The sequence below is a fragment of the Kitasatospora sp. NPDC028055 genome (assembly GCF_040637885.1).
Lineage (GTDB): Bacteria > Actinomycetota > Actinomycetes > Streptomycetales > Streptomycetaceae > Kitasatospora.
In genome coordinates, this window is sequence record NZ_JBEZXE010000011.1 from 48,157 (window position 1) to 64,837 (window position 16,681).

General features: G+C 73.7%; 10 protein-coding genes. 9 read left to right on the forward strand and 1 reads right to left on the reverse strand.

Translation table 11 applies throughout. From position 1 onward, the window contains the following. Window positions 1-186: 186 nt before the first annotated feature. The 6 genes from AB0F71_RS14795 to AB0F71_RS14820 all read left to right on the forward strand — a co-directional run bounded on the left by AB0F71_RS14795 (window position 187) and on the right by AB0F71_RS14820 (window position 9,560). A complete protein-coding gene (locus AB0F71_RS14795) occupies window positions 187-2,034 on the forward strand; it encodes an acetolactate synthase large subunit (protein ID WP_360233001.1) in 1,848 nt (615 codons plus the stop codon). 36 nt (window positions 2,035-2,070) lie between these two features. After that, complete coding sequence (ilvN, locus tag AB0F71_RS14800) at window positions 2,071-2,595, forward strand: acetolactate synthase small subunit (RefSeq protein WP_097236150.1); 525 nt, start codon at window positions 2,071-2,073, stop codon at window positions 2,593-2,595. A 106-nt stretch (window positions 2,596-2,701) separates the two neighbouring features. Continuing rightward, window positions 2,702-3,700, forward strand: a complete 999-nt coding sequence (gene ilvC, locus AB0F71_RS14805) for a ketol-acid reductoisomerase (RefSeq protein WP_360233004.1) — start codon at window positions 2,702-2,704, stop codon at window positions 3,698-3,700. 224 nt (window positions 3,701-3,924) lie between these two features. Then, window positions 3,925-5,520, forward strand: coding sequence for a phosphoglycerate dehydrogenase (gene serA, locus AB0F71_RS14810; RefSeq protein WP_360233007.1), 1,596 nt, complete (start codon window positions 3,925-3,927; stop codon window positions 5,518-5,520). A gap of 290 nt (window positions 5,521-5,810) precedes the next feature. Beyond that, a complete protein-coding gene (locus AB0F71_RS14815; RefSeq protein ID WP_360233010.1) occupies window positions 5,811-5,969 on the forward strand; it encodes a hypothetical protein in 159 nt (52 codons plus the stop codon). A 255-nt stretch (window positions 5,970-6,224) separates the two neighbouring features. Continuing rightward, the gene (locus AB0F71_RS14820) at window positions 6,225-9,560 is read left to right on the forward strand and encodes a S8 family serine peptidase (protein ID WP_360233013.1); all 3,336 of its coding nucleotides are present in this window, start codon (window positions 6,225-6,227) and stop codon (window positions 9,558-9,560) included. A gap of 73 nt (window positions 9,561-9,633) precedes the next feature. Here the strand turns inward: AB0F71_RS14820 and AB0F71_RS14825 are convergent, their stop codons facing one another. Beyond that, window positions 9,634-12,108 (reverse strand): YfhO family protein, encoded by a 2,475-nt coding sequence (locus tag AB0F71_RS14825; protein WP_360233016.1) that lies wholly within the window; start codon window positions 12,106-12,108, stop codon window positions 9,634-9,636. 183 nt (window positions 12,109-12,291) lie between these two features. On the opposite strand from AB0F71_RS14825, the gene AB0F71_RS14830 reads away from it, so the two are divergent. From AB0F71_RS14830 to cimA, 3 genes are all read left to right on the forward strand, one after another. Then, window positions 12,292-13,329 carry a 3-isopropylmalate dehydrogenase gene (locus AB0F71_RS14830; protein ID WP_360233019.1) on the forward strand — a complete coding sequence of 346 codons (1,038 nt, stop codon included), beginning with the start codon at window positions 12,292-12,294 and terminating at the stop codon, window positions 13,327-13,329. A 215-nt stretch (window positions 13,330-13,544) separates the two neighbouring features. Further along, on the forward strand, window positions 13,545-14,657 hold the full coding sequence (locus tag AB0F71_RS14835; RefSeq protein WP_360233022.1) for a branched-chain amino acid aminotransferase: 1,113 nt from the start codon (window positions 13,545-13,547) through the stop codon (window positions 14,655-14,657). Between the two features lie 387 nt (window positions 14,658-15,044). Beyond that, window positions 15,045-16,667, forward strand: coding sequence for a citramalate synthase (cimA, locus tag AB0F71_RS14840; RefSeq protein WP_360233025.1), 1,623 nt, complete (start codon window positions 15,045-15,047; stop codon window positions 16,665-16,667). The last annotated feature ends 14 nt before the right edge of the window (window positions 16,668-16,681 follow it).

The window sequence follows — 16,681 nt, forward strand, 5'->3', positions numbered from 1 at the left end:
TTTTTTGTTGCACTGACGCTGTTCCCACCGCAAGACCCCTGGCCCCGACCGCCCCGAAGCGTCCGACTTGTCGGAATCGGCGGGACGATTGAGGCAGAGCCGGCGATCGGCCCGGACCGGGACCCCACCCTCGCAGCACCGGGGCCCGCAGCACCGGGCCGGCAAAACCCGAGAAGAGACAGGCAGATGACCGAGCACGCCGCATCCCCCCGCCGCGGGGACACCCCGGCCGCCCAGGCTCCCCAGCACGTCGTCGAGACCATGACCGGCGCCCAGTCGCTCATCCGCTCGCTCGAGGCCGTGGGCGCCGACACCGTCTTCGGCATCCCGGGCGGGGCCATCCTTCCCGCGTACGACCCGCTGATGGACTCGGTCAAGGTGCGCCACATCCTGGTCCGGCACGAGCAGGGCGCCGGTCACGCCGCCACCGGCTACGCCCAGGCCACCGGCCGGGTCGGGGTCTGCATGGCCACCTCCGGCCCCGGTGCCACCAACCTGGTCACCCCGATCGCCGACGCGTACATGGACTCCGTGCCGATCGTCGCCATCACCGGCCAGGTCGCCTCCAAGGCGATCGGCACCGACGCCTTCCAGGAGGCGGACATCTGCGGCATCACGATGCCGATCACCAAGCACAACTACCTGGTCACCGACCCGGCCGAGATCCCCCGGGTGATCGCCGAGGCCTTCCACATCGCCGCCACCGGCCGCCCCGGCCCGGTCCTGGTCGACATCGCCAAGGACGCCCTCCAGGCCACCACCACCTTCCGCTGGCCGGTCGAGACCGCGCTGCCCGGCTACCGCCCGGTCACCAAGCCGCACGCCAAGCAGATCCGCGAGGCCGCGAAGCTGCTGGTCGCCAGCAAGCGCCCGGTGCTCTACGTCGGCGGCGGCGTGCTCAAGGCGAACGCCACCGCCGAGCTGCGGATCCTCGCCGAGCTGACCGGCGCCCCGGTCGTCACCACCCTGATGGCGCTCGGCGCCTTCCCGGACAGCCACCCGCAGCACCTGGGCATGCCCGGCATGCACGGCTCCGTCCCGGCCGTCACCGCGCTGCAGAAGTCGGACCTGCTGTTCACCCTCGGCGCCCGCTTCGACGACCGGGTCACCGGCAAGCTGGACAGCTTCGCCCCGTACGCCAAGATCGTGCACGCGGACATCGACCCGGCCGAGATCGGCAAGAACCGCCCGGCGGACGTGCCGATCGTCGGCGACGCCCGCGAGGTGCTGGCCGACCTGATCGTCGCCGTCCAGGCCGAGTTCGACGCCGGCCACAAGGGCGACTACGCCGAGTGGTGGGAGAAGCTCGACGAGTGGAAGAAGACCTACCCGCTGGGCTTCGAGCCGGCCCCGGACGGCCAGCTCTCCCCGCAGCAGGTCATCGAGCGGATCGGCCAACTGGTCGGCCCGGAGGCGATCTACGCGGCGGGCGTCGGCCAGCACCAGATGTGGAGCTCGCAGTACATCCGCTTCGAGAAGCCCGGCACCTGGCTCAACTCCGGCGGCGCCGGCACCATGGGCTACGCCGTCCCGGCGGCGATGGGCGCCAAGGCGGGCCGCCCGGAGTCGGCGGTCTGGGCCATCGACGGCGACGGCTGCTTCCAGATGACCAACCAGGAGCTGGTCACCTGCGCCCTGAACGACATCCCGATCAAGGTCGCGGTCATCAACAACGGCTCGCTGGGCATGGTCCGGCAGTGGCAGACGCTGTTCTACAACCAGCGCTACTCCAACACCGTGCTGCACTCCGGCCCGGAGCACGACGGCATCGAGCCGCCGGCCCAGGGCACCCGGATCCCCGACTTCGTCCTGCTGTCCGAGGCGATGGGCTGCGTCGGCCTGCGCTGCGAGCGCCCCGAGGACCTCGACGCGGTGATCCGTCAGGCGATGGAGATCAACGACCGCCCGGTGGTCATCGACTTCATCGTCCACCAGGACGCCATGGTGTGGCCGATGGTCGCGGCCGGCACCAGCAACGACGAGATCCAGTTCGCCAAGGGCGTCCGGCCCGACTTCGGCGACGATCTCGACTGACCGCCCCGAAACCCTCCAGAACGACTGAGGAACCACATGTCCAAGCACACCCTCTCCGTCCTGGTCGAGAACAAGCCCGGCGTGCTCGCCCGCATCGCCGCGCTGTTCTCCCGTCGGGGCTTCAACATCGACTCCCTCGCCGTCGGCCCGACCGAGCACCCGGACGTGTCCCGGATGACGATCGTGGTCAACGTCGAGGACCTCCCGCTGGAACAGGTCACCAAGCAGCTCAACAAGCTCGTGAACGTGATAAAGATCGTCGAACTCGACCAGGCCGCTGCGATCCAGCGGGAACTGGTCCTGGTGAAGGTCCGCGCCGACAACGAGACCCGGTCGCAGATCGTCGAGATCGTCCAGCTGTTCCGTGCCAAGACCGTCGACGTGTCGCCGGAGGCGGTGACCATCGAGGCCACCGGCAGCTCGGACAAGCTGGAGGCCATGCTCCGGATGCTGGAGCCTTACGGCATCAAGGAGTTGGTCCAGTCCGGCCTGGTCGCCATCGGCCGCGGCGCGCGTTCCATCACGGACCGCTCGCTGCGCGCCCTCGACCGCAGCGCCTGACCCCAGCGCTGTCTCACCTTCTGAAGTAAAACGACCGCACCGCGCCGGGTGCGCATACGGTAGGAAACCGCGTACCCGGCACCCACACGCAAGGAGATGTGCCCCCGTGGCCGAGCTGTTCTACGAAGACGACGCCGACCTGTCCATCATCCAGGGCCGCAAGGTCGCGGTCATCGGCTACGGCAGCCAGGGCCACGCCCACGCGCTGTCCCTGCGCGACTCCGGCGCCGACGTCCGGGTCGGCCTCAAGCCGGAGTCCAAGTCCCGCGCCAAGGCCGAGGAGGCCGGGCTGCGCGTGGTCACCCCCGCCGAGGCCGCCGCCGAGGCCGACGTCATCATGATCCTGGTGCCGGACCCGATCCAGGCCGACGTCTACGAGGCCGACATCGCGCCGCACCTCAAGGCGGGCGACGCCCTGTTCTTCGGCCACGGCCTGAACATCCGCTTCGGCTTCATCAAGCCCCCGGCGGACGTCGACGTCTGCATGGTCGCCCCGAAGGGCCCGGGCCACCTGGTCCGCCGCCAGTACGAGGAGGGCCGCGGCGTCCCCGCCATCGTCGCGGTCGAGCAGGACGCCTCGGGCAACGCCTTCGCCCTCGCGCTGTCCTACGCCAAGGGCCTGGGCGCCACCAAGGCCGGCGTCATCAAGACCACCTTCACCGAGGAGACCGAGACCGACCTGTTCGGCGAGCAGGCCGTCCTCTGCGGTGGCACCGCCGCCCTGGTGAAGGCCGGGTTCGAGACCCTGGTCGAGGCCGGCTACCAGCCGGAGATCGCCTACTTCGAGTGCCTGCACGAGCTCAAGCTGATCGTCGACCTGATGTACGAGGGCGGCCTGGAGAAGATGCGGTGGTCGGTCTCCGAGACCGCCGAGTGGGGCGACTACGTCACCGGCCCGCGCATCATCACCGCCGACACCAAGGCCGAGATGAAGAAGGTCCTGGCCGAGATCCAGGACGGCACCTTCGCCAACACCTGGATCGCCGAGTACAAGGCCGGTCTGCCCAAGTACAACGAGTACAAGAAGGCCGACGAGGACCACCTGCTGGAGACCACCGGCAAGAAGCTGCGCTCGCTGATGAGCTGGGTCAACGAGAAGGCCTGAACCTCCTCGGGGCGGTGCATTTTGTAACGCCCTTGTACAAGTCGGCTGCTCTCGTCCGGGTGATTTCGCCGGACGGGAGCAGCCGGGCACCCAGCCCGTCGATACACTCCGAGTGCGCGTCAGGCCCACAGCGTCGTGCGTCTACTTACGCGGCATGCCACCTTCCCCGCCCTCACACGCCACCTACGTGCGCCGGGGAACCGGACAGTTAAGGACCCACTGTCGTGAGCACTGTGACATCCAGAAGCGCCGTCGTTCTGATCGCCGAAGAGCTTTCGCCCGCCACCGTCGACGCCCTCGGCCCCGACTTCGAGATCCGCCACTGCAACGGCGCCGACCGCACCGAGCTGCTCACCGCGATCGCCGACGTGGACGCGATCCTGATCCGCTCCGCCACCAAGGTCGACGCCGAGGCGCTGGCCGCCGCCCGCAAGCTCAAGGTCGTCGCCCGGGCCGGCGTCGGCCTGGACAACGTGGACGTGTCCGCCGCCACCAAGGCCGGCGTGATGGTCGTGAACGCGCCGACCTCCAACATCGTCACCGCCGCCGAACTCGCCTGCGGCCTGCTGATCTCCGTCGCCCGCAACATCGCCCCGGCCAACGCGGCGCTCAAGCAGGGCGAGTGGAAGCGCAACAAGTACACCGGCGTCGAGCTGAGCGAGAAGACCCTCGGCGTGGTCGGCCTCGGCCGGATCGGCGTGCTGGTCGCCCAGCGGATGTCCGCGTTCGGGATGAAGATCGTCGCGTACGACCCCTACATCCAGGCCGCCCGGGCCGCCCAGATGGGCGTCAAGCTGGTCTCGCTGGAGGAGCTGCTGGAGGTCTCGGACTTCATCACCGTCCACCTACCCAAGACCCCCGAGACGATCGGCCTGATCGGCGACGAGGCGCTGCACAAGGTCAAGCCGAGCGTGCGCATCGTCAACGCCGCCCGCGGCGGCATCGTGGACGAGGAGGCGCTCGCCGCCGCCCTGCGCGAGGGCCGGGTGGCCGGCGCGGGCCTGGACGTCTACGCCAAGGAGCCGTGCACCGACTCCCCGCTGTTCGCCTTCGACAACGTGGTCGCCACCCCGCACCTGGGCGCCTCCACCGACGAGGCGCAGGAGAAGGCCGGCATCGCGGTCGCCAGGTCGGTGCGCCTGGCACTGGCCGGCGAGCTGGTACCCGACGCCGTCAACGTCCAGGGCGGCGTGATCGCCGAGGACGTGCGCCCGGGCCTGCCGCTGGCCGAGAAGCTCGGCCGGATCTTCACCGCGCTGGCCGGCGAGGTGGCCGTCCGGCTGGACGTCGAGGTCCGCGGCGAGATCACCCAGCACGACGTGAAGGTGCTCGAACTGTCCGCGCTCAAGGGCGTGTTCGAGGACGTCGTGGCGGAGACGGTGTCCTACGTCAACGCCCCGCTGTTCGCCCAGGAGCGCGGTGTCGAGGTCCGCCTGACCACCTCCAGCGAGAGCGCCGAGCACCGCAACGTGATCACCGTGCGCGGCACCCTCGGCAACGGCGAGGAGATCGCCATCTCCGGCACGCTGGCCGGCCCCAAGCAGGCCCAGAAGATCGTCGGCGTGGACACCTTCGACGTCGACGTGGCGCTCACCGACCACATGGCCTTCTTCAAGTACGAGGACCGCCCCGGCGTGGTCGGCGTGCTCGGCCGCCACCTCGGTGACGCGGGCATCAACATCGCGGGCATGCAGGTCGCCCGGGACGGCGGCAGCGCGCTCGCCTCGATCACCGTGGACAGCGAGATCCCGCAGGACGTGCTGACGGCGATCGCCGCCGAGATCGGCGCCCGCTTCGCGCGCTCGGTCGACCTGGGCTGACCCCCGCACCGCCCTGACCAGGGCCCGGACCGCCGTTCCAACGGCGGTCCGGGCCCTGCTGCGTCCCCCCGGGTGGCCGCCGTCTCAGATACTAGGAAATCCGAGTATTCGTGCAGACACGGCCGGGGCGGGGTCGTACCGTGGAAGGGCCATACGGTGTGCCGCCCCTGTAGCCAGGGTGTGCGGCCCGTGTGCGCGTGCGCCCCCACGGGCAGGCGATCCCTGCCCCCGCGCGTACCCCTCCCACCCCCTGCCGCGCTTGCCCGCGCGCCGCTTCCAAGGAGCCCGGTATGCCCACCACCGCCGACCGCCACGCCACCACCGCCCCCGCCGCCACCCCCGTCCGCGCCCCGCGCCGCCGCCGGGCCGCCGAGCGGAACCCCTTCGCCGCCGCCGCGCTGCAGCGCTCGCTGGACCGCCGGGACAACGGCGGCGCCACCGGGCACTGAGCGCGGCCGGGGCCGGCCGGCGCCGTCGAGCGGCGTTGATCGCCGTCGATCGGCGTTGATCGGACTACTGGGCCGACCGGGCTGACGTCGCGTCACCCCATCGGGTGCGAAGGGGACCCGTTCGAGGGAAGTCACTCGCCCCCGTCATCGCGATCATCCTAATTTGGGGCCCCCGGAAGGGTGATCGACGTCCGCGCGGGCGGGCGTCTGCGACACGGTGTGCGGATCAGTCCCCCTCCCGGGGGAGAGTCACCAGTGCGTCTGCCACCCGTCCGCCGACCGGTCGCCCGGATCGGCCTCACGCTCGTCCTGCTGGCCACCGGCGCGGCGCTCGCCGCCACCCCGGCCGCGGGCGGACCGCCCAGCGCGGGACCGCCGGGCCGGACGGCCTCCGTCCTGCTCGAACTCGACACCGAGGCGGCCGGACCGGCCTGGCGCAGCGCCGCCGACGGCGCCCGGCGGGCCCGGCGCTCGCCGGACGCCGTCCGCCGGGAGGCCGCCCGGGCGGGCGCCGCCCAGCGCTCCCGGGCCGGGGACGCGCTCGACCGGCTCGCCGGGGCCGTCCACCGGTCGGCGCCCGCCGCCCGCGAGCTCTACCGCACCCGCACCCTGCTCACCGGCCTGGCGGTCAGCCTCCCCGCCGACCGGCTGCCCGCCCTGCGGGCGCTGCCCGGCGTCCGGGCCGTCCACCCGATCGTGAACAAGCAGCGCGACAACGCCTACTCCGTCCCGCTGACCGGCGCCCCGCAGGTCTGGTCCGGGGACACCGCGCCGGACGGGAACACCGGCCGGGGCGTGCGGATCGGCATCATCGACAGCGGCATCGACTACACCCACGCCGACTTCGGCGGCCCCGGCACCGAGGAGGCCTTCCGCTCCGTCGAGCGCGGCAAGCCCGCCCCGGCCGCGCTGTTCCCCAACGCCAAGGTGGTCGGCGGCAAGGACCTGGTCGGCGACGACTACAACCCCGACCCGGCCGCCCCGAACCACCAGCCGGTGCCGCACCCCAGCGACAACCCGCTGGACTGCGTGCGCAACGGGCACGGCACCCACGTCGCCGGGACGGCCGCCGGGTACGGCGTCACCGCCGACGGCCGCCCGTACGCCGGCCCCTACCGGCCCGGGCTCGACCCGGCCTCGTTCCGGATCGGCCCCGGCGCCGCCCCCGGCGCGCAGCTGTACGCGATCCGGGTGTTCGGCTGCGACGGCTCCACCGACCGGCTCGCCCAGGCCCTCGACCTGGCCGCCGACCCGAACGGCGACGGCGACCTCGGCGACCGGCTCGACGTGGTCAACCTGTCCCTCGGCAGCCGCTTCGGCAGCCCCGACGACGCCGACGCGCTGGCCGTCGACCGGCTCGCCGAACTGGGCACCGTGGTGGTCGCGGCGGCCGGCAACGAGGGCGACGTGTACGGCATCGGCGGCAGCCCCGGCACGGCCGTGCGGGCGGTCACCGTCGCCGCCTCCGTGCACGGGCACGCCGACGTGGACGGCATCACCGTGCTCGCCCCCGCCGCGCAGGCCGGGGTCGTCCCCGGCCACTGGAGCGAGCGCTACCGGGGCTGGACCACCGCCGAGGTGACCGGCGGGCTCGCCGTCCCCGCCGACCAGGCGGACGGCTGCACCGAGTTCAGCGAGGCCGACAAGCAGCGCCTCAAGGGCCGGATCGCGGTGCTCACCTGGAACACCCGCGACCCGGACCGGGCCTGCAACTCCGGCCCGCGGGCCGACCACGCCGCCGACGCCGGGGCGATCGGCGCGCTCTACGCCGCCGACACCGACCACCTGGCCGAGATCTCCGGCGACGACCGGATCCCGGCCGTCCTGCTCGGCCGGGCGGACGGTGAACGGCTGTTGAAGGCCGCCGCCGACGGGGACGTCCAGGTGCGGCTCGCCGCGCCCGGCAACCCGCTGCACGGCTCGGTCGCGCGGAACCAGCCGGCCCGGGTCGACACCCTCACCGACTTCACCTCCCGGGGCGTCGGCCTGCCCGGCGTGGTCAAGCCCGACCTCGCCGCCCCCGGGGAGACCATCTGGTCCGCCCTGGTCGGCAGCGGCACCGGCGGCCAGCGCGAGAACGGCACCTCGATGGCCACCCCGCACGTCGCCGGACTGGCCGCGCTGGTCCGGGCTGCCCACCCGGACTGGCCGGTCGAGCAGGTCAAGGCCGCCCTGATGAACACCGGCACGGACACCTACCTCGGCGACGACCACAGCGGGCCGGTCTACGGGCCCGAGCGCACCGGCGCCGGGCGGGCCCGGGTCGACGGCGCGGTCCGCACCCCGGTGGTGGCCTACGCGGCGGGGGAGGGCGCGGCGCCGGGCGGCGTCGGGGTCTCCTACGGGCCGGTCGAGGTCGGCGGGCCGACCGCCCTGGTCCGCGAGATCGAGCTCACCAACCACTCGTCCGCGCCGCTGAGTTACCGCACCGGCTACGCGGCCGCCACCGAACTGCCGGGCGCCGCCTTCGAGGTGAGCCCGGGACAGGTGGAGGTGCCGGCCGGCGGCACCGCGCGGGTGCGGGTCACGCTGTCCGTCCCGGGGCGGCTGGGGCGCGTGCCCGATCCGACCATCGACACCGAGCAGGGCGGCCGGGCCCGCAGCTACCGGGGCGAGCTGTCCGGCCGGGTGCTGTTCAGCCCGGTCACCGACCGGGCCCTGCCGCAGCTGCGGGTCCCGGTGTTCGCCGCCCCGCGCCCCACCGGGGACCTCGGCGTCGCCGCCTCCGCCCGGACCGCCCGGGACGGCACCCTGGTCACCCTCGGCGGCCGGGCCGCGCCCGGCGCGGCCCCCGGACTGGTCAGCGCCTTCGCCCTCGGCGGCGAGGGCGCCCGCTGGCCGGACTGCCGGCTCGGCGACGGCAAGGCCGTCGGCCCCGGCGCGGGCATCCGGCCCGAGGACGCCGGGGAGTCGGCCGTACCGTCCCAGGAACCCTGCGTCGAACACCCCGGCGACCGGGTCGCGGACCTGCGGGCCGTCGGCGCGGCCGCCGACTCCGACCTGCTGTACGTGGGTGCCCGGCTGTGGGCCCCGGCGGCCACCCCGGTCGGGCTGTACGGGGTGCGGGTGTCGCTGGACACCGACGGGGACGGTGTCACCGACGTGGTCCTCAAGGCCGACCGGCTGCGCGGCAGCGACGTCCTGGTCTCCCGGGCGCTGGACGCCCGCACCGGCGCCGAACTCGACGTCCAGCCGCTGAACGCCCGCTGGGGCGACACCGACACCGAACTGCTGGACAGCGACGTGGTGGTGCTCCCGGTTCGGCTGAGCGCCCTGCCCGGCGTCGGGCCCGGGCACAGCACCGTCCGGTACGGGGCCTGGACCGGCGTGGCCGCCCCCGGCACGCCCGACCCGGCCGACTCCTTCTCCGCGATCGGCCTGCGCGGCACCCGCCCGACCGTCCCGCTGGACGTCCTGCACCCGGCCCTCACCGTGCGGGCCGGCCTCACCGGTCCGGCCGTGATGGTCACCCCGGCGAGCCCCGGCACCCTGCTCGACGTGCACCGCGCGCCCGGCGACGGCTCCCGGCTCCTGCTGCTGTACCACTTCAACCCGGCGGACCGCCGGGCCCAGGTGCTCGACCTGCCGTGACCCGGCGCAGGGGCGGCCCGCCGGAACCTCCGGCGGGCCGCCCCTCTCGCTGTCCGCCCCTCTCGCTGTCCGCTCAGTCCCGGGCGGCCAGCCGGCGTTCGCGGCGCGGGACGCGGGTGGGGCGGCGGGAGAGCCGGGCGAAGACCGCGACCAGGACGAGCACGGCGGCGGTGCCGGTGGCGACGGTGAGGCCCTCGGTGAGGCCGGGCGGGCGGAAGCCGCAGGAGACCCGGCCGACGCCGCCGCCGAGCGGGACGCCGATCATGCCGAGGACCGGGGTGGGCACGACGGGGGTGCCGCCGTCGACGGCGCAGGTCCAACCCTCGGTGGCGGGGACGGAGAACAGCGCGGTGCCGGTGGAGCCGGCCGGCAGGGCGGCGGTCAGGCTGTGGCCGCCGGCCTCGACCCGGGTGGCGCCGGTGGCGGTCAGCCGGGTGACGGCGGCCGCCAGGGCGTCGGCCCGCAGGCAGCCGATCGGGCGGGCGGGGACCTGGCTGACCACGTCCGAGCGCAGGGTCACCCGGACCGTGCCGTCGGCCGGGACGGTCCCCAGCCGGTGCACGGGCACGGCCGTGGTGGGCTGCTCGCCGTCGCTCGGGAAGTCGGTGCCCAGGCCGCTGACCGCGCCGCGGTACCAGAGCGGGTGGAAGTACGCCGTCGAGCCCGGGGTGCAGGCGGCCGTGAACACCGTGCCCTCCGCACCGCCCGGCACCGACCAGCCGCTGGTGCCGTGCAGGGTGGGCGTCGGGCCGCCGGCCGGGACGGGCAGCGGGACGTCGTACACCTGGCTGCCGAGCAGCGACTCCTGGCGGGACCAGACCGAGGAGGTGGCCGTCCGGGTGCCCGACGGCAGCACGGTGACCAGGGGCGGCGCGGGGGCCCGGACGGCGGTGAAGCCCGGGGGCCGCGGTGCGTCGTCCAGGTGGGCGCCGACCCCGAACAGCGCCTGGCCGACCGGGTCGGTGACGCCCCCGGTCTGCCGCCCGCCGGCCGTCCAGCCCGCGCCGAGGTCGTGCAGCAGCAGGGCGGCGACGGTCGGCAGGTAGCCGCTGGAGTAGCCGCCGCCCTGGCCGTTCAGCAGCAGCGGGTCGTTGGGGGTGAAGGCGTGCGGGCCGGGGTCGCTGCGCAGGTCCGGCCAGTCGGCGCCGGCCCGCACCGCGGCGTGCCCGGCCCGGACGGCGGCGGGGGAGACGCCGTCGTCGGGGGCCGCGCCGAGCGCCGCGTACCCGGACCAGACGGCGTTGCCGAGCACCGCGCCGCCGATCACCCAGGTGGCCAGCGCCGTCACCCGGCGGTCGGTGTGCCGGCGGTCCAGCGCCGCGAGCGCGGCCAGCAGGACGGCGCCGCCGACCCCCAGCAGCGCCCAGGTGGAGGCGTGAACCGAGCCCCGGGCCGCCGCCAGGGCGGCGATCGCCGCGGTCAGCGCGGCGCCGCCCAGCAGGGTCGGCAGGTCCGGCCGGTGCGCGAGCGACACCCAACCGGCCAGCACCAGCAGCCCGCTGAGCACGAAGGAGACCCGGTACGGCCCGCCGGCCGGGATCGCCAGGCCGTGCCAGACCAGCACCGTCGGGGTCCAGACGAAGCTCAGCACCACCAGCAGCAGCGCCGTGCACCAGGCCGCCCGCTCGCGGACCCGCACCCGGCGGTTGAACGGCAGCCCGCACACCAGCAGCAGGCCGAGCACCCCGATCGCCACGTCCGGCAGCGGCCGCCCGCCGGTGATGGCCGGCAGCAGCTGGGCGAGGTGCCCGTCCAGGCCGGAGGGGCCGAGCGGCTGCACCGGGGACTCCGGCTGGGCGCCGCGGGCGGCCCGGACGGCGACGAACAGCACGGGGGCGGCGAGCAGCACCCCGGCGGTGGTCAGGGTGACCGCCCGCCCGGAGGCCCGGACCCGGTGCCGGAACGCGCGCGGGGTGGCGAACAGCCGTACGGCGAACAGGAGTCCGGCGACCAGGGTGGCCAGCGCCGCGGTGTAGAGGTTGCCCGCCCAGGCGAGCGCGACGCACAGCGCGCCGACCACCCAGCGGCGCTCGTGCAGGCACCAGTCCCCGACCAGGCCGAGCAGCGGCAGCGAGACCAGTCCCCACAGCCACATCGGCGCCCCGCCGCCGATGTCCAGCACCCAGGCGCAGAGCCCGTACCCGACGGCGGCGAACACCCGCAGCCACCGGGGGCCGGGGTGCAGCCGGCCGAGCAGGTGGGCCATCAGGGCGGTGCCCAGGCCGATGGTGGCCAGGGCGACCAGGAAGACGGCGAGTTGCCCCTGGTCGCGGGGGAGGAGCGCGGTCGGCCAGGAGAACGGGTTCATCAGGTAGGCGAAGAAGTCCGCCAGGAACGGGACGCCGTAGCCGCTGTTCCAGTTGAACAGCAGGTCCCCGGTGGCCTGCCCGTGCAGCAGGTCCCACAGGTGCGCGTGGTACGGCACGGCGATCGCGCCGGCCCCGCCCGGCCACCGCCCGCGCACCGCCGCGGCCAGCGCGAAAGCACCCATCGCCAGCCCGGCCGCGGCCCCGCAGACCAGCACCTCCCGCCGCCGTTCGGCCTTCACCCACGCGCCCCGTTCTGCCAGGAATCCCGGACCCCGCCACCCTAAGCGCGCCCCCGGCGCACCCCTGGCCACCCGCGCCCCCTCAAAGGAGTGACGCGCTGTCGGGACTTCGGGCTCCTCCGTACGTGTCCGAATGTTGGACGCGAGGTGTCAGCACCTGGGACGCGGGAGTAGGGTCCGAGCATGTCTCGCACCATTCGTCTCGCAGTTGTCCCGGGTGACGGCATCGGCCAGGAGGTGGTGGCCGAAGGCCTCAAGGTCCTCGGCGCCGTGCTCCCCGCCGACGTGAAGCTGGAGACCACCGAGTACGACCTCGGGGCCCGGCGCTACCACCGGACCGGGGAGACGCTGCCGGACGACGTGCTGGCCGAGCTCAAGGCCTTCGACGCGATCCTGCTGGGCGCCATCGGGGACCCGAGCGTCCCGTCCGGGGTGCTGGAGCGGGGGCTGCTGCTCAAGCTGCGGTTCGCCTTCGACCACCACATCAACCTGCGGCCGGGCCGGCTCTTCCCCGGGGTCGCCTCCCCGCTGGCCGGTCAGCCGGCGATCGACTTCGTGGTCGTCCGCGAGGGCACCGAGGGCCCGTACGTCGGCAACGGCGGCTCGCTGCGCACCGGCACCCCGCACGAGGTGGCCACCGAGGTCAGCCTGAACACCGCGTACGGCATCGAGCGCGTGGTGCGCGACGCCTACCGCCGGGCCCAGGCGCGGCCGCGCAAGAAGCTCACCCTGGTGCACAAGAACAACGTGCTGGTGCACGCCGGGCACCTGTGGACGCGGATCTTCGCCGAGGTCGGCGAGGAGTTCCCCGAGGTCACCACCGACTACCTGCACGTCGACGCGGCGACCATCTTCTTCGTCACCCAGCCGGAGCGCTTCGACGTCATCGTCACCGACAACCTGTTCGGCGACATCCTGACCGACCTGGCCGCGGCCGTCACCGGCGGCATCGGCCTGGCCGCGAGCGGCAACATCAACCCGAGCGGCGAGTTCCCGTCCATGTTCGAGCCGGTGCACGGCTCGGCGCCGGACATCGCCGGCCAGGGCAAGGCCGACCCGACCGCCACCGTGCTGTCGGTCGCCATGCTGCTGGAGCACCTCGGCTTCGCCGCCGAGGCCGCCAGGGTCGAGGCCGCCGTCGCGGCGGACCTCGCCGAGCGCTCCGGCGCCCGTTCCACCTCCGAGGTCGGCGACGCGCTCGCCGAGCGAGTAGCCGGCTAGGCCGGCCGGAACCCGAGCGGATCCGGCCGGCCGGGCCGCTCCGCATAACCGCAGCTTGCAGCTCCCCAAGGAGCGGGCAACTGTTCGGCACGGCCCTCTGGATGCGAGTATCGACAGTGGGGCCGTGCCGTTGTGCGTTCGTTCCGGCGTTGGAGAGCCGTATCGTTCCTTCGGCGGTGGCGGCCCGAACGAACCCCACGGTGAAGGAAACAGCCATGAGCACGCCCACCCAGGCGCCCATCACGTTCGACCTCAAGCCCTCCGCCCACCCGCTGTCGGCAGCGGAGCGCCAGGCCCGGCTGACCAACCCCGGCTTCGGCCGCGTCTTCACCGACCACATGGTCACCATCAGCTGGACCGAGGGCCGTGGTTGGCACGACGCGCAGCTGGTCCCGTACGCGCCGGTGGAGATGGACCCGGCGAACATGACCCTGCACTACGGCCAGGCGATCTTCGAGGGCCTCAAGGCCTACCGCCAGGCCGACGGCTCCATCGCGACCTTCCGCCCCGAGGCCAACGCCCTCCGCTTCCAGGCCTCGGCCCGCCGCCTGGCGATGCCGGAGCTCCCGGTGGAGGCCTTCGTCGAGGCGGTCGAGCTGCTGGTCCAGCAGGAGCGGGACTGGGTCCCGAACGAGCCGGAGCAGAGCCTCTACCTGCGCCCGTTCATGTTCGCCACCGAGGTCGGTCTGGGCGTCCGTCCGGCGAACTCCTACCTGTTCATGATCATCGCCTCGCCGGCCGGCGCCTACTTCCCGGGCGGCGTCAAGCCCGTCTCGGTCTGGCTCTCCAAGGAGTACGTCCGCGCCGCGCCCGGCGGCACCGGCGCCGCCAAGTGCGCGGGCAACTACGCGGCCTCGCTGGTCGCCCAGGCCCAGGCCGCCGAGAAGGGCTGCGACCAGGTGGTCTGGCTCGACGCCGCCGAGCACCGGTGGGTCGAGGAGATGGGCGGGATGAACCTGTACTTCGTCTTCGGTGAGGGCGAGGGCGCGAAGATCGTCACCCCGGAGCTGTCCGGCGCCCTGCTGCCCGGCATCACCCGCGACTCGCTGCTCCAGCTCGCCGCCGACCTCGGCTACGCGGTCGAGGAGCGGAAGATCTCCACCGACGAGTGGCAGCAGGCGAACGCCGACGGCACCCTCACCGAGGTCTTCGCCTGCGGCACCGCCGCCGTCATCACCCCGGTCGGCTCGGTGAAGTCCGCGGCCGCCGACTGGACCGTCGGCACCGGCGAGCCCGGCCCGGTCACCATGGAGCTGCGCAAGGCCCTGCTGGCCATCCAGGGCGGCCAGAGCCCCGACACCCACGGCTGGCTGCACAAGATCGTCTGATTCCGCGGACGCCGGGCACCCCCTCCGGCCTGCCCCGTTCCGCATCGCGAGACGGGCGGGCCGGATCCCGGAGGCTGTGCCAGACTGCGGGCGTGTCCTCGCTTTCGCTGATTATTGGCAGCAGGCGCGCCGGTCCGCAGTGACCGCTCCCGCAGGACCCGATGCGGAGCGACCACGAGCGTCCAGACCCGCGCGCAGACCTCTCGCACCCGCGAGGGGTCTTTTCGCTTTCTGGGCTCCGTCCCAGTGAGCACAGCCCGGACCGGCCGAGGGCCCCCACAAGGGGCTCGGGGACACCGGGGCCGCGCGCGGGATCCTGGACAGTGGAGCCGGGACGAGAAATCCGGCAGAGCAGTACCAACCTCCCCGAACGGAGAACCAGGGGTCATGACCGAGGTCAGCCGTACCGACGACAGCTTCCACGTGTTCGACACCACCCTGCGCGACGGCGCGCAGCGTGAGGGCATCAACCTGACGGTGGCGGACAAGCTGGCCATCGCCCGGCACCTGGACGAGTTCGGGGTCGGCTTCATCGAGGGCGGCTGGCCGGGGGCCAACCCCCGGGACACCGAGTTCTTCGCCCGCGCCGCCGCCGAACTGGAGCTGCGCCACGCACAGCTGGTCGCCTTCGGCGCCACCCGCCGGGCCGGCGGCAAGGCCGCCGAGGACCCGCAGCTGGCCGCGCTGGTCGCCTCCGGCGCGCCGGTGGTCACCCTGGTGGCCAAGGCCCACGACCGGCACGTCGAGCTGGCGCTGCGCACCACGCTGGACGAGAACCTGGAGATGATCCGGGACAGCGTCGAGTTCCTCCGCGGCCAGGGCCGCCGGGTCTTCCTCGACTGCGAGCACTTCTTCGACGGCTACCGGGACAACCGCGAGTACGCCCTCGCCGTGGTGCGCACCGCGCACCGGGCCGGGGCGGACGTGGTGGTGCTGTGCGACACCAACGGCGGGATGCTGCCGGCTGGCGTCCGGGACACCGTCGCGGACGTGATCGCCGCGACCGGCGCCCGGGTCGGCATGCACGCCCAGGACGACACCGGCTGCGCGGTGGCCAACACCCTGGCCGCGGTGGACGCGGGCGCCACCCACGTGCAGTGCACCGCGAACGGCTACGGCGAGCGGGTCGGCAACGCCAACCTGTTCCCGGTGGTCGGCGCGCTGGAGTTGAAGTACGACCGCCGGGTCCTGCCCGCGGGCCGGCTGGCCGAGATGACCCGGATCTCGCACGCGATCGCCGAACTGGTCAACCTGACCCCGTCCACCCACCAGCCGTACGTCGGCTTCTCGGCCTTCGCCCACAAGGCCGGCCTGCACGCCTCGGCGATCAAGATCGACCCGGACCTGTACCAGCACACCGACCCCGAACTGGTCGGCAACACCATGCGGATGCTGGTCTCCGACATGGCCGGCCGGGCCTCGGTGGAGCTCAAGGGCAAGGAGCTCGGCTACGACCTCTCCACCGACCGCGACCTGGCCGGCCGGGTGGTGGCCAAGGTGAAGGAGCAGGAGAACCTCGGCTACACCTACGAGTCCGCCGACGCCTCCTTCGAACTGCTGCTGCGCGACGAGGTCCGCGGCAGCCGGGACCGCTTCTACCGCCTGGAGTCCTGGCGGACCATCAGCGAGCAGGGCCCGGGCGGGGTCTCCGGCAACGAGGCCACGGTGAAGCTGTGGGCCAAGGGCGAGCGCCGGATCGCCGTCGGCGAGGGCAACGGTCCGGTCAACGCGCTGGACCAGGCGCTGCGGACGGCCCTGGAGGGCACCTACCCGCCGCTGGCCACCTTCGAGTTGGTGGACTACAAGGTCCGCATCCTGGAGGGCCAGCACGGCACCGGCTCCAAGACCCGGGTGCTGATCGAGTCCACCGACGGCACCGCGAGCTGGTCCACGGTCGGCGTGGCCGACAACGTGGTCGCCGCCTCCTGGCTGGCCCTGGAGGACGCGTACACCTACGGCCTGATCCGGGCCGGGCTGGAGCCGGCGGAGCGCTCGGAGCCGTCCGCCTGACCGCGCCCGGCTCG

What these genes read in the sequence shown, in the direction of transcription:
- AB0F71_RS14795 (WP_360233001.1), top strand. Translation starts at nt 187, where the DNA reads ATGACCGAGCACGCCGCATCCCCCCGCCGCGGGGACACCCCGGCCGCC.
- ilvN (WP_097236150.1), top strand. Translation starts at nt 2,071, where the DNA reads ATGTCCAAGCACACCCTCTCCGTCCTGGTCGAGAACAAGCCCGGCGTG.
- AB0F71_RS14815 (WP_360233010.1), top strand. Translation starts at nt 5,811, where the DNA reads ATGCCCACCACCGCCGACCGCCACGCCACCACCGCCCCCGCCGCCACC.
- AB0F71_RS14830 (WP_360233019.1), top strand. Translation starts at nt 12,292, where the DNA reads ATGTCTCGCACCATTCGTCTCGCAGTTGTCCCGGGTGACGGCATCGGC.
- AB0F71_RS14835 (WP_360233022.1), top strand. Translation starts at nt 13,545, where the DNA reads ATGAGCACGCCCACCCAGGCGCCCATCACGTTCGACCTCAAGCCCTCC.
- cimA (WP_360233025.1), top strand. Translation starts at nt 15,045, where the DNA reads ATGACCGAGGTCAGCCGTACCGACGACAGCTTCCACGTGTTCGACACC.